Annotated in this window: 12 protein-coding genes; 6 read left to right on the forward strand and 6 right to left on the reverse strand. The window is 70.0% G+C overall.

All coding sequences use genetic code 11. The features are described 5' to 3' along the window. Window positions 1-125 precede the first annotated feature (125 nt). The 3 genes from ACFWRO_RS01445 (at window position 126) to ACFWRO_RS01455 (ending at window position 3,848) form a co-directional block, all read left to right on the forward strand. The gene (locus tag ACFWRO_RS01445; protein ID WP_384503217.1) at window positions 126-1,955 is read left to right on the forward strand and encodes an acyl-CoA dehydrogenase; all 1,830 of its coding nucleotides are present in this window, start codon (window positions 126-128) and stop codon (window positions 1,953-1,955) included. Window positions 1,956-2,156: 201 nt separating this feature from the next. Beyond that, a complete protein-coding gene (locus tag ACFWRO_RS01450) occupies window positions 2,157-3,446 on the forward strand; it encodes a M18 family aminopeptidase (RefSeq protein WP_384503219.1) in 1,290 nt (429 codons plus the stop codon). Between the two features lie 69 nt (window positions 3,447-3,515). After that, window positions 3,516-3,848, forward strand: a complete 333-nt coding sequence (locus tag ACFWRO_RS01455; RefSeq protein WP_384503221.1) for a hypothetical protein — start codon at window positions 3,516-3,518, stop codon at window positions 3,846-3,848. Between the two features lie 23 nt (window positions 3,849-3,871). Here ACFWRO_RS01455 and ACFWRO_RS01460 read toward each other — a convergent pair whose 3' ends face one another. Further along, entirely contained in the window at window positions 3,872-5,674 is a 1,803-nt protein-coding gene (locus ACFWRO_RS01460; RefSeq protein WP_384503223.1) for an NHL domain-containing thioredoxin family protein, read from the reverse strand. A 60-nt stretch (window positions 5,675-5,734) separates the two neighbouring features. On the opposite strand from ACFWRO_RS01460, the gene ACFWRO_RS01465 reads away from it, so the two are divergent. After that, entirely contained in the window at window positions 5,735-6,442 is a 708-nt protein-coding gene (locus ACFWRO_RS01465; protein ID WP_384503225.1) for a hypothetical protein, read from the forward strand. Between the two features lie 40 nt (window positions 6,443-6,482). Here ACFWRO_RS01465 and ACFWRO_RS01470 read toward each other — a convergent pair whose 3' ends face one another. Beyond that, complete coding sequence (locus ACFWRO_RS01470; protein ID WP_384503227.1) at window positions 6,483-8,033, reverse strand: recombinase family protein; 1,551 nt, start codon at window positions 8,031-8,033, stop codon at window positions 6,483-6,485. 57 nt (window positions 8,034-8,090) lie between these two features. Further along, entirely contained in the window at window positions 8,091-8,660 is a 570-nt protein-coding gene (locus ACFWRO_RS01475; RefSeq protein ID WP_384503229.1) for a GNAT family N-acetyltransferase, read from the reverse strand. Between the two features lie 61 nt (window positions 8,661-8,721). Between ACFWRO_RS01475 and ACFWRO_RS01480 the strand changes: the two genes are divergently transcribed. Beyond that, window positions 8,722-9,213, forward strand: a complete 492-nt coding sequence (locus ACFWRO_RS01480; RefSeq protein ID WP_362005556.1) for an LURP-one-related family protein — start codon at window positions 8,722-8,724, stop codon at window positions 9,211-9,213. 22 nt (window positions 9,214-9,235) lie between these two features. On the opposite strand, the gene ACFWRO_RS01485 is transcribed toward ACFWRO_RS01480, so the two are convergent. Beyond that, window positions 9,236-10,033: a carbon-nitrogen family hydrolase gene (locus tag ACFWRO_RS01485; protein WP_384503231.1), complete on the reverse strand. Its 798-nt coding sequence runs from the start codon at window positions 10,031-10,033 to the stop codon at window positions 9,236-9,238. Window positions 10,034-10,212: 179 nt separating this feature from the next. Here ACFWRO_RS01485 and ACFWRO_RS01490 point away from each other — a divergent pair, with 179 nt between their 5' ends. Continuing rightward, entirely contained in the window at window positions 10,213-11,037 is an 825-nt protein-coding gene (locus ACFWRO_RS01490; protein ID WP_384503233.1) for a maleylpyruvate isomerase family mycothiol-dependent enzyme, read from the forward strand. A gap of 25 nt (window positions 11,038-11,062) precedes the next feature. On the opposite strand, the gene ACFWRO_RS01495 is transcribed toward ACFWRO_RS01490, so the two are convergent. Both ACFWRO_RS01495 and ACFWRO_RS01500 read right to left on the reverse strand, forming a co-directional pair. Continuing rightward, window positions 11,063-12,376 (reverse strand): nitrate/nitrite transporter, encoded by a 1,314-nt coding sequence (locus ACFWRO_RS01495; protein ID WP_384503235.1) that lies wholly within the window; start codon window positions 12,374-12,376, stop codon window positions 11,063-11,065. Next, on the reverse strand, window positions 12,373-13,014 hold the full coding sequence (locus tag ACFWRO_RS01500; RefSeq protein WP_384503237.1) for a GntR family transcriptional regulator: 642 nt from the start codon (window positions 13,012-13,014) through the stop codon (window positions 12,373-12,375). Before ACFWRO_RS01500 ends, ACFWRO_RS01495 begins: the two co-directional genes overlap by 4 nt. Between the last annotated feature and the right edge of the window lie 75 nt (window positions 13,015-13,089).

Consider the following 13,089-nt stretch of genomic DNA (forward strand, 5'->3'; position numbering starts at 1 on the left):
GACCGGATAGGGGTTGCTTCTTATTACCGGTGGGTAGCATCATCGGAGAGAGCATTAGCTACTAGCTGGTACTCGCCGCACGTGTACGAGGAACCTGCCTCCCCGATCCTTACGGAGCCGTCGCCATGGGGCACTACAAGTCGAATCTCCGCGACATCGAGTTCAACCTCTTCGAGGTCCTCGGTCGCGACAAGGTGTACGGCACCGGTCCGTTCGAGGAGATGGACGTCGAGACCGCCAAGAGCGTCCTGGAGGAGCTGACCCGCCTCTCCGAGAACGAGCTGGCCGAGTCCTTCGCCGACACCGACCGGAACCCGCCGGTCTTCGACCCCGAGACCAACACCGCGCCCGTCCCGGCGAGCTTCAAGAAGTCGTACCAGGCGTTCATGGACTCCGAGTACTGGCGTCTCGGCCTGCCCGAGGAGATCGGCGGCACGACCTCCCCGCGCTCCCTGATCTGGGCCTACGCGGAGCTGATCCTCGGCGCGAACCCGGCCGTGTGGATGTACTCCTCCGGCCCGGCCTTCGCCGGCATCCTGCACAACGAGGGCAACGAGGCGCAGAAGAAGGTCGCGCAGATCGCCGTCGAGAAGCAGTGGGGCTCCACCATGGTCCTCACCGAGCCCGACGCGGGCTCGGACGTCGGCGCCGGCCGTACGAAGGCGGTCCAGCAGGAGGACGGCTCCTGGCACATCGAGGGCGTCAAGCGCTTCATCACGTCCGGTGAGCACGACATGTCGGAGAACATCCTCCACTACGTGCTGGCCCGCCCCGAGGGTGCAGGGCCCGGCACCAAGGGCCTCTCGCTCTTCCTCGTGCCGAAGTACCTGTTCGACTGGGAGACCGGCGAGCTGGGCGAGCGCAACGGCGCGTACGCGACGAACGTCGAGCACAAGATGGGCCTCAAGGCCTCCAACACGTGCGAGATGACCTTCGGCGACCAGCACCCCGCCAAGGGCTGGCTGATCGGCGACAAGCACGACGGCATCCGCCAGATGTTCCTCATCATCGAGTTCGCCCGCATGATGGTCGGCACGAAGGCGATCTCCACCCTCTCCACGGGCTACCTCAACGCCCTGGAGTACGCCAAGGAGCGCGTCCAGGGCACCGACCTGGCGAACTTCATGGACAAGGCCGCCCCCAAGGTCACCATCACGCACCACCCGGACGTCCGCCGCTCGCTGATGACGCAGAAGGCGTACGCGGAGGGCATGCGCTCCCTCGTTCTCCACACGGCCACCGTGCAGGACGAGATCCAGGTCAAGGAGGCCGCGGGCGAGGACGCCAAGGCGCTGCACGGCCTGAACGACCTGCTGCTGCCGATCGTGAAGGGCTACGGCTCCGAGAAGGGCTACGAGCAGCTCGCGCAGTCGCTCCAGACCTTCGGCGGCTCCGGCTTCCTGCAGGAGTACCCGATCGAGCAGTACATCCGGGACGCCAAGATCGACACCCTCTACGAGGGCACCACGGCCATCCAGGGCCAGGACTTCTTCTTCCGCAAGATCGTCCGCGACCAGGGCGCGTCCCTGAACACGCTGGCGGAGGAGATCAAGAAGTTCCTCGCGGTCGGCACCGGCGGCGAGGAGCTGGCCGGCGCCCGCGACTCGCTCGCCAAGGCGGCCGTGGACCTGGAGGGCATCGTCGGCAAGATGCTCACCGACCTCACCGCGACCGGCGAGGACGTCAAGAACATCTACAAGGTCGGCCTCAACACCACGCGGCTGCTCATGGCCTCGGGCGACGTCGTCGTCGGCTACCTGCTCCTGAAGGGCGCGGCCGTCGCCGCCGAGAAGCTGGCCGCCGGCGCCTCCGCCAAGGACCAGTCCTTCTACGCCGGCAAGATCGCGGCCGCGAAGTTCTTCGCCGCGAACGTCCTGCCGGGCGTGGGCGCCGAGCGCGCGCTCGCCGAGGCGGTCGACGGCTCGCTGATGGACCTGGACGAGGCCGCGTTCTAGTCACCTAGACACGCACCGCGTCCAATGAGGAACGGCTCGCTCCCGGGGAGGGGAGTGGGCCGTTCCGCTTTCCGCCGGAACGATTCAGCCATCCGCTGGAACGCGTCAACCGTCCACTGGAACGAGTCACCCCGCAGGAGGGGTCCGTTCCGTCTATCGGGGCCCCGGCGCCGTATTCCGGGGCGTGCGTAAGGTGAACCCATGACGAGCACCGCCCGCTTCGACCGCGGCCATACTGACGACCTCATGACGTTCCTGGCGGCTTCCCCGTCGCCGTACCACGCCGTGGCGAACGCCGCCGAGCGGCTCGAGAAGGCCGGCTTCCGCCAGGTCGAGGAGACCGCCGCGTGGGACGCCACGACCGGCGGCAAGTACGTGATCCGCGGCGGCGCTCTCATCGCCTGGTACGTACCGGAGGGCGCGTCCCCCCACACCCCGTACCGGATCGTCGGCGCCCACACCGACTCCCCCAACCTGCGCGTGAAGCCGCATCCCGACATGGGTACGCGCGGCTGGCGCCAGGTCTCCGTCGAGATCTACGGCGGGACGCTCCTCAACACCTGGCTCGACCGCGACCTCGGCCTCGCGGGCCGGCTCACCCTGCGGGACGGCAGCCACCACCTGGTGAACGTGGACCGCGCCGTGCTCCGCGTCCCGCAGCTCGCCATCCACCTCGACCGGCAGGCCAACGAGGGCCTCAAGCTGGAGCGGCAGCGCCACATGCAGCCGATCTGGGGCCTCGGCGAGGTCCACGAGGGCGACCTGATCCGCTTCGTCGCCGAGGAGGCGGGCGTCGACGCCGAGGACGTCGCCGGCTGGGACCTGATGGTCCACGCCATCGAGGCCCCGTCCTACCTGGGCCGCGACCGCGAACTCGTCGCGGGCCCGCGCATGGACAACCTGATCTCGGTCCACGCGGGCGTCGCCGCCCTGGCCGCCGTCGCGGGCCGCGCGGACCTCCCGTACATCCCGGTGCTCGCCGCCTTCGACCACGAGGAGAACGGCTCCGAGGCCGACACCGGCGCCCAGGGCCCCCTCCTCGGCAACGTCCTGGAGCGTTCGGTCTACGCCCGGGGCGGCGCCTACGAGGACCGCGCCCGCGCCTTCGCCGCCTCGATCTGCCTCTCCTCCGACGTCGGCCACGCCGTCCACCCCAACTACGCGGAACGCCACGACCCGACGCACCACCCGCGCCCCAACGGCGGCCCGATCCTCAAGGTCAACGTCAACCAGCGGTACGCCACGGACGGCAGCGGCCGGGCGGTCTGGGCGGCGGCCTGCGAGAAGGCGGGCGTGCCCTGGCAGACCTTCGTCTCCAACAACGACATGCCGTGCGGCACGACGATCGGCCCGATCACGGCGGCCCGCCACGGCATCAGCACGGTGGACATCGGCGTGGCCTGCCTCTCGATGCACAGCGCCCGCGAACTGTGCGGCGCGGAAGACCCGTACCTGCTGGCGAACGCACTGGTGGCGTTCCTGGAGGGATGAGATCCGGACTCTCCTGCGCGCGGCCCGCGGAAACATCTGCGAAAGCCCCCACCTGACACCGTCTGCCCCATGGAGCGTCAGCAGGCCCAAGAGGGGCCGTCACGGGGGAAGTTGGTCGCGGGCGTCGTCGCCTTCGCGCTGTTCGGCACGGCGGTGGCGTGGGGGTTGATCGACCGCTACAACGAACGTCCGCCGTGGGGCACGGACATCGCCTACGAGGGCGGGTACGTGCAGGCCGTCCGCATCGCGAAGGTCCGTCCGATGCGGGACGGCGAGTGCGAGGAGATGGAGCGGATGGGCATGGGCGGCGAGCGGGCCACCCACGCCCCGGAGGCGTGGGTGGCCGGTTGCCTGGACGGGGCGGCGGGACGCCCGTCGACGAACCAGGGATTCGTGCGTTAGCGAGAGGCCCTAGCCGCAGACGGTCACGCGTCCATCCCGGCGAGGATGAGCGGAAGCCTCGTGGCACCGGTCTCGGTCAGCCTCACCGGCACCCCCCAGTCCTGCTGGTGGACATGGCAGGCCGGGTACTCGTTGGCCGGGTCGTCGTCGCAGGAGGCGGCCATGGCGGAGACGTGCAGGACGCCCTCGGTCAGGGCCGGGTTGAGCGCGAGCTCCCGGAAGAGGTCGGTGCCCGTGCCCTCGCCGTCGAGCAGCAGCTCGGGCGGGGTCGAGGAGACGAGGAGCCGGGTGGAGGGGCCGTAGCGCTGGTCCAGCTTCTGGCCGGTCGGCGCCTGGAAGACCACGTCGAGCCGGAGGCGGCCCGGGGCGACCTCGGTGGCCTCGCGCTGCGTGCGGTGGGCGACCGCCTCGACCTGGACGGCCTCCTCGGGCAGCCGCAGCCGGGTGAGCCGGTGCCGGGCGGACTCGACGACCACGATCTCGTCGCCGACGAGCACGGCGTCGCTCGGCTCGCGCAGATCGGTGGCCAGCGTCGTGACCTCGCCGGTCGCGGGGTCGAAGCGGCGCAGGGCGTGGTTGTACGTGTCCGCGACGGCGACCGAGCCGTCGGGGAGGGCGGTCACGCCGAGCGGGTGCTGGAGCAGCGCCTGGTCGGCGGCGCCGTCGCGGTGGCCGAAGTCGAAGAGTCCGGTGCCGACGGCGGTGTGGACGGCGCCGTCGGTGTCGATCCAGCGGACGGCGCTGGTCTCGGAGTCGGCGATCCACAGCCGGTCCTCGGTGGCCGCGAGCCCCGAGGGCTGCGCGAACCAGGCCTCGCCGGCGGGCCCGTCGACGAGCCCCTCGTTGGTCGTACCGGCCGCGACCTGGACCGTGCCGGTCTCCGGGTCGTACGTCCACACCTGGTGGACGCCGGCCATCGCGATCCACACCTTGCCCTGCCACCAGGCGACGTCCCACGGCGAGGACAGGTCCACGTCGAGGGCGGGCCCGGAGGTCGGCGACCCCTGCCACCACTGCTTACCGGTGCCGGCGATCCGCTCGATCGCGCCGGTCGCGGGGTCGAACGTACGCAGCGCGTGGTTCACGGTGTCGGCGACGACGACCTTGCCGTCGGGCAGCAGCGCGAGCCCCTGCGGCTCCCGGAACTCCCCGTCCCCGATCCGCCGCACGACGGTCTCCCCGTCGGCGTCGAGCTCGACGAGCTGATGCCGGGTGGTGTCGGAGACAAGAAAGTTCCCGTTGCCCAGCAGCACGGCTTTCCCAGGAAAACGCAGATCGGTCGCGACCGGCTCCGGCGGCACGTACGGCCCGTCTCCGCGCCGCAGCGTCCCCTTGGCCGCGTGCTCGGCCTCCAGCTCCTCGACGAGCGTCCGGATCGCGTTGGCATGCCCCTCACCCGCGTGCTGGGCGACGACGTACCCCTCGGGGTCGATGACGACGAGCGTCGGCCAGGCCCGCACGGCGTACTGCTTCCAGGTCGCCAGCTCGGGATCGTCGAGCACGGGGTGGTGCACCTCGTACCGCTCGACGGCATCGACAACGGCCTGATGCTCGGCCTCGTGCACGAACTTCGGCGAGTGCACCCCGACGATCACCAGCGTGTCGCGGTGCTTCTCCTCCAACTCACGGAGCTCGTCGAGGACGTGGAGGCAGTTGATGCAGCAGAAGGTCCAAAAATCCACAACAACGCACTTACCTCGCAGATCGGCGAGGGTGAGCTCTTTGCCCCCGGTGTTGAGCCAGCCGCCCTTGCCGATCAGCTCGGGGGCACGGACACGGGCACGTCGGCGGGGCGCGGGGGTGGGCGCCGGGGCGGCATCGTTCATGCTTCAAGCTTGCCATCTGGGTATGAATGGCGGATCACGCACATGTGGCAGGGGGCAAGGGTGGCTGCGGAGGGACACGCGACCGGTGCCGGCGGGACGGCACCGCCGGTGAAGACGTTCGCGGCGCTGCCTAGCCGTACGGAGGACGGGCAGGCGCAGTTCGCCAGGTGTCTGGAGGACGTCGCCCGGGTCGTCGGGCTCGGCATCGCCGCTGACGAGGAGCCTGGTGATCAGCGCGCCTGGGAGCGCCGGGCCCGGACGGCTCTGCGTGAAGCCTGCCTCCGTGGCATGAACCTTTCCGAGGAGGCCTTCGACGCGCTGATCAAGGCTGCCGTCCACGACCCCGACCCGAGCTTCAACCGCCAGTTCGTCGAGCCGACGGTGAACGCGTTCGGGCAGGGGCGCGTCCAGTCCGCCCTCCTCGGATACCTCCGGACCGGTACGAACCCGCAGCGGGCGGGCGCCGCGCGGGCCTGGTACTGGTCGGCCCTGCCGCCGCGGATGCCCCACGTGCGGGCACAGAACCCCAGTTCCGTCGGCCGGGCGGAGCCCGATCAGGTCTCGGACGACTGGTACGAGACCGCGCTGCGCGAGTTCGTGGCCAACGAGGACCTGGACGTGCGGCGCTGCCTCCTCCCCGGACTGCCGCTGCGGAAGTCGGCCTACCCGCCGGAGCTGCACGACCTGGTGGACGCGGCGGTGGCGACAGCCCGGTCCCATCCGGACGAGTACATCCGCCACCGCGTGGAACACCAGGTCGGCGGCTGATCCTTGTCAGCTGCTGCCCGGCTGGGTCTTGCCAGCGGGTTCAGGTGGCGGTGGCGGTGCCCGCCGGCTCTGCCCAATGGATCTGGATGCGTTGTTCGGGAATGATCCGCTGTCCACGCACTCCCTTGCTCACTTCGACTCGGTCCATGGCGAGCGACAACCGACCGCGCCGGTCTTCGTTCGTCGCATCAGCCCACGCCTCGCGAAGGGTGATGCCGTCGAGCATCGGAGACACGTCGACGGACGGCATGGGGAGCCTGTCGAGGTAGCCGCGGAGGCCGTCGATACGTCCTCTCAGACGTCCCGAGAGCCGGTTGTAGCGCTCCACCGCTGCGGCGCCGCTGAACTCACCCCGCACGTAGCGCGCATCCTCCAGATCAGCCAGGCGGACTTCCTCTTCCTGGATTTCGGCAGTGAGGGCATCGCGTTTCGCGAAGGTCTCCGGGGCCACACGGCGTACCCAGCGATCTGCGATCGCGACAAGCAGCGGGTCGCCCGGTCCGAGCGCCGGGAGCTTGGTGAGGAACTGTTCCGTCACGTACTGGTCAACCGCCTCTGCCCAGGCCGACGCTCCGATGCACTGGTTGCCCGCACGGCGAGCCATGCACTGGTAGCTGCCGCCCACACGGTGCATCCGGCGGTCGCAGCCAGGAACCGCGCAATGGACGAGTCCCGTGAGCAGCGCCGTTCCCTCGGGCTTCGGCCGCCGCCTTCCCGCGTGCACGAACGTTCGGGACTCCATGGTGCGGATGATCTGTTCACGCTCTTCGACCGCGATGATCCCCTCGCCGATCTCGACGGCTTCCAGCGTCTCGGGGTCGCGGTACGGGAAGACCCTGCCCGTGTACTTCCGCTCACCGTCGTCCGTCTCGACGGTCTCGGTCTCCGGCATCAGGCCGGCGAACGCGGGGGAACGCAGGAGCTGCATGATGCTGGCCGCGTTCCACTGCCCACCCCTCGGCGAGAGGATCTCGTACTCGTTGAGGAGTCGGGCGATCTTGACCAACGATGTCCCGGCGAGCGCTTCATCCGCGATCAGGCGGGCGTAGACGGCGTGCTCCAGGTCATGAACGAGCTTCTTGCTCTTCGGGTCGATGAGCAGCCCATACGGAGGCTGTCCGCCGATCCACTGGCCCTTGCTGCGCAGGAAGCGCTTCGCGTGCCCGACACGCGTGCCGAGATTCTTCGACTCGGACCGGGCGAGCTCAGCGAGCATGGCGACGGCCATGCGCGCCGAGTCGTTCGAGGTGTCAAGACCGTCTACGACTGAGACCAGACGGCCTCCCGCCTTCTCGATCTCGTCCAGCACCTTGCCCACCTGTCCGATGCCCCTGCGGGACAGACGGTCAAGTTTCCAGACGACCAAGGTACCGACGACGCCCGCCGTGACCGCCGCCAACGCGGCGTCGAAGGCTTTGCGTTCAACGCTCTTGTAGCCGGAGCGCCCTCTGTCCATGTGGACCTTGCGGACGGTCAGGCCGTTGCGTTCGGCCCAGGCACGGCATTCGGCTTCCTGCCGTTCGAGTGCGGTCTTGCCGTCCCTGTCGAGAGACAGCCGGAGGTACAGATCACAGATCGTGTCTTGGTGCACACACTCAGTGTGGCCAAGAGTTCGGTGCTCTGTTGTCTATTCACAGAAATCCAGGACCTACGAGCGCACCGGCGGGCGGGGGTGAGTGGCCCAGTGTTCGTCGGCGGTGAGGCCCATCAGGACGAGGTCGTGGTAGGCGCCCGCGAAGAATTCGTGCTGGCGGAGGCGGCCCTCCTCGATGAAGCCGAGGGAGCGGTGGAGGGCGAGTGAGGCGTCGTTGAAGGCGTGGATCTCGACCTCGCACTTGTTGAAGCGGCGCTCGGCGAACATGTACGTGAGGGTCAGCTCGACGGCTTCCCTGGCGTAGCCCTTGCCGCGTTGTGCGCGGGTGATCTCGATGCCCGTCTTGAAGCGCCCCGCGCGGGTGTCGGTGTCGCCGACCGTCACCGAGCCCGCGAAGGTCTGGTCGGTCAGGGTTTCGACGACCAGCCGGAAGGCCTCGCCGCCCGGTGCGCGGCCGGCTCGTTCGGCGGTCCAGGCGCGGAAGCCCTCCGCCGAGCGCGGCGGCTCGACGAGGTCCGCGTTGCGTACGTCGACGGTGTCCTCGGCCAGCGCGCGGAAGCCTTCCCAGTCGTCCGCCTCGACGCCCCGCAGGCGCACCTTCCGCCCCACCCATATGTTGCTCATGGCGCCCCACGCTAGGGGCGGGACGGAGTGAAGCGCCTCTGAATTGGGCACGCATCCCGGCATGAAATATCTCGTACGGGACAAAATCTTCGCGATCGGCGACGACTACTGGATCGAGGACGAGCGCGGTCGGCACGCCTTCCTCGTCGACGGCAAGGCCCTGCGGCTGCGGGACACCCTGGAGCTGAAGGATCCGCTCGGGCAGGTCCTGGTCACGCTGCGGCAGAAGATGTTCAGCCTGCGGGACGCGATGACCATCGAGCGGGACGAGCGGCCGCTCGCCACCATCCGCAGGAAGCGGCTCTCGCTGCTCCGCAACCACTACCGGGTCACCCTCGTCGAAGGCACCGAGCTGGACGTCAGCGGTCGGATCCTGGACCGGGAGTTCACCGTCGAGTACGACGGCGAGCTCCTCGCCCACATCTCCCGGCAGTGGTTCCGCGTCCGCGACACGTACGCCGTGAACGTCGTCCGCGAGGACACCGACACGGCGCTCCTCATCGCCGTCGCGGTGTGCGTGATCCGGATGGCCGAGCGGGAGCGCGAGGACTAGGGCCTGACCCAAACAAAAGGCCCTAGCGCCCCAGCACCCTGTCCTTCAGTGCCGGGAACTGTTCCCTCGTCGTCGTCACCCGCGCCACGTCCAGCTCCACGCGCAGGATCTCCTCGTCCGGGCCCGCCTCCGCGAGGACCTCGCCCCAGGGGTCGACGACGATCGAGTGGCCCGCCTGTTCCACGCCCGCGTGGGTGCCGGCCGTGCCGCAGGCCAGCATGTACGCCTGGTTCTCGACCGCCCGCGCCTGCGCGAGCAGCGTCCAGTGGGCGCGGCGGCGGGCCGGCCAGCCCGCCGGGACGACGAAGGCCTGGGCGCCCGCGTCCACCAGGCCCCGGAACAGCTCCGGGAAGCGCAGGTCGTAGCAGGTGGCCACGCCGACCGTAAGGGCCGGGTCACGGTCCGCGTCCGGGACGGTGAACGTCACCAGTTCCTCGCCCGCCGCCATCATCACGGCCTCGCCCTTGTCGAAGCCGAAGCGGTGGATCTTGCGGTAGCTCGCTGCCAGGTCACCGGCCGGGGTGATCACCAGCGAGGTGTTGTAGAGCGCGCCGGCCGCCGCCTCCACGATCGAGCCCGCGTGCAGCCAGACCCCCGCGTCCCGCGCGGCCGCCGCCATCGCCTCGTACGTGGGGCCGCGCAGCGGTTCCGACTCCGCCGCGAAGGACTCGTACGCGAACGCGCCCATCGGCCACAGCTCCGGCAGGACCACGAGATCCGCGGCGCCGCGCTCCGCGCGTACCAGCTCGGCCACCCGCGCACGGCGCGAAACGACCGGTTCGTCCGGGTCTACTGCGATCTGGATGAGGGAGGCGCGCACACTACCACCGTCCTGGCATTCGAACCGTCAACACAGGCCTACGATCGTCACACGAAAGCACTGCCGGGGTGCCTTCGGGCAGCGTAACTTAGCGTCCGAGCCTCCCACGCAGTCTTGTCTCCAGCCCGCCTGTCCGCTCGATCGTCAGCCCGTGCACCGCAGAACCGCCGAGGGGTCCCGTGACCGTCCATCCCAGCCTCCAGACCTACGCCGACGCCTGGACCCACTCCATCGAAGCGATAGCCGAGTTGGTGCAGCCGCTCGTGGAAGGCGAATGGAACCGCGCGACACCGTGCCCGGGCTGGTCGGTGCGCGACATCGTGTCCCATGTGATCGGCATGGAGTGCGAGATGCTGGGCGACCCCCGCCCCATCCACTCGCTGCCCCGCGATCTCTACCACGTACGCGGTGAGTTCTCCCGCTACATGGAGATGCAGGTCGATGTGCGCCGGCACCACACCGGCCCCGAGATGACCTCCGAGCTCGAGTACATCCTGATCCGCCGCGCCCGCCAGCTCCGCAACGAGAACCGGAAGCCCGACCACCTGATCCGCGCCCCCCTCGGCGCCGAGCAGACCCTCGAAGTGGCCTACCGGATGCGCGCCTTCGACGTCTGGGTGCACGAGCAGGACCTGCGGGCCACCCTCGGCCGGCCGGGCAACCTCGACTCCCCCGGCGCGCTCGTGGTCCGGGACAACCTGCTCCTGGCGCTGGCCAAGGTCGTCGCGAAGGACGCGGGCGCGCCCCCGAACTCGGCGGTCGTCGTCGACGTGCACGGCCCGGTGGAGTTCCTGCGGACGGTCCGGGTGGACGCGGCGGGCCGCGGCTCGGTCGACGGCGCGCCGTCGCTCGGTCCCGCGGTGACGCTGGCGCTGGACTGGGAGACGTACGTACGCCTCGCCTGCGGCAGGGTTCGCCCGGCGGCCGTCGCCGACCGGATCAAGATCGAGGGCGACACGGAGCTCGGCCAGGCGATCATGGACAACTTCGCCGTGACTCCCTGACGTACGGCTCCGGTAGGACGCGGTTCTACGCCGGTACGTGGACGGCCTCGACGCGGCTCGCCACCAGGCGTTCCTTCTCCCGCCGTGCCGTACGGGACTTCAGCCGCAGGATCTGTACGACGCCCAGCGCCTCCAGGACGAAGACCGACGCGAAGGCGATCCGGTAGTTGTCGCCGGTGGCGTCTAGGAGGACGCCGACCGCGAGCAGCGTCGTCATCGAGGCGGTGAAACCACCCATGTTGACGATTCCTGAGGCCGTTCCCTGACGCTCCGGCGGGTTCGCGGGGCGGGCGAAGTCGAAGCCGATCATCGAGGCGGGCCCGCAGGCGCCGAGGACCGCGCAGAGGGTGATCAGGAGCCACATCGGCGCCCGGTCGGCGGGGTACGCGAGGGTGGCGCCCCACAGCAGCGCGGTCGCCGCGACCGTGCCGAGGGCGAGCGGGGCGCGAGCGGTGTGGTGCCGGGCGATGATCTGGCCGTACGCGAGGCCCACCACCATGTTGGAGAGCACGACGAGCGTCAGCAGCTCCCCGGCGACGCCCCGGGAGAGGCCCTGGGCCTCGACCAGGAACGGCAGGCCCCACAGCAGCAGGAACACCATCGCCGGGAACTGGGTCGTGAAGTGCACCCACATGCCGAGCCGGGTGCCGGGCTCCCGCCAGGACTCGGTGATCTGGCGGCGGACGAACGCGGCTCCGGCGTGCGCCGCGGGCGGCGGTTCGTGGCCCTCGGGGTGGTCCTTGAGGAAGAGCAGCAGCAGGACGAGGACGACGACGCCCGCGATCGAGCTGCCGAGGAAGGTGGTCGTCCAGCCGAGGTCGTGCAGGGCGCGGGCGATGAAGATCGTCGAGACGAGGTTGCCTGCCATCCCGAAGAGCGCGGCGACCTGGGCGATGAGCGGGCCGCGCCGGGCGGGGAACCAGCGGGTGCCGAGCCGCAGCACGCTGATGAAGGTCATCGCGTCTCCGCAGCCGAGCAGGGCGCGGGCGGCGAGCGCGGTGCCGTACGAGGGGGCGAGCGCGAAGCCCAGCTGGCCGACGGTGAAGAGCACGACACCGATGGTCAGCACCTTCTTGGTGCCGAGCCGGTCGACCATCAGGCCGACGGGTATCTGCATGCCCGCGTAGACGAGCAGTTGGAGTATGGAGAAGGTGGAGAGCGCGGAGGCGTTGACGTCGAAGCGGTCGGCGGCGTCGAGTCCGGCGACGCCCAGGGACGTACGGAAGATGACGGCGACGAAGTAGACGCCGACGCCGACGCCCCAGACGAGGGCGGCGCGGCGGCCGCCGGGCGGGTCGCCGGGGAGGGTGACGGCGGAACCGTATCCGTCGCGGCTCACCTCGCCTCACCCCGGACCAGGACCTTGACCCAGCTCAGGTGCTGGCGGACGCAGTGGGCCGCGCCCTCCGTGTCACCGGCCTTGATCCGCTCCAGGATCTCGGCGTGCTCGGCGATGTTCTTGGCGATCCGGTCGGGCTGGGACTGCATGACGGCGACGCCCATCCGCAGCTGACGGTCGCGCAGCTGGTCGTAGAGGCGGGCGAGGATCTGGTTGCCGGCGTGCTTGACGATCTCGGCGTGGAAGCAGCGGTCGGTGACGGCGACCTCGGCGAGGTCGCCGGCCTCGGCGCGCCGCTTCTGCTCCTCCAGGAGCTCTTCGAGCCGCTCGACGAGCGCGGCGGAGGCGGGGACGGCCCGGCGGACGGCGAACTCCTCGACGAGCAGCCGGGTCTCGACGACGTCGGCGATCTCCTGCGCGGAGACCGCGAGGACGAGGGCGCCCTTCTTGGGGTAGAGCTTGAGCAGCCCTTCCATCTCCAGCTTCAGCAGCGCTTCCCGTACGGGGGTGCGGGAGACCCCGACGGCCTGGGCGAGTTCGCCCTCGGTGAGCAGCGTCCCTCCCTCGTAGCGGCGGTCGAGGACGGCCTGCTTGACGTGCATGTAGACGCGGTCGGCCGCGGGAGGCGCTGAGGGCATGCGCACAGCATAGATACAACAGGGGTGCAACAGGCAGGCCCGTCCGCGATGCGGACGGGCCTGTCCGGCGCTGCG

The sequence above is a fragment of the Streptomyces sp. NPDC058579 genome (assembly GCF_042718575.1).
GTDB lineage: Bacteria > Actinomycetota > Actinomycetes > Streptomycetales > Streptomycetaceae > Streptomyces.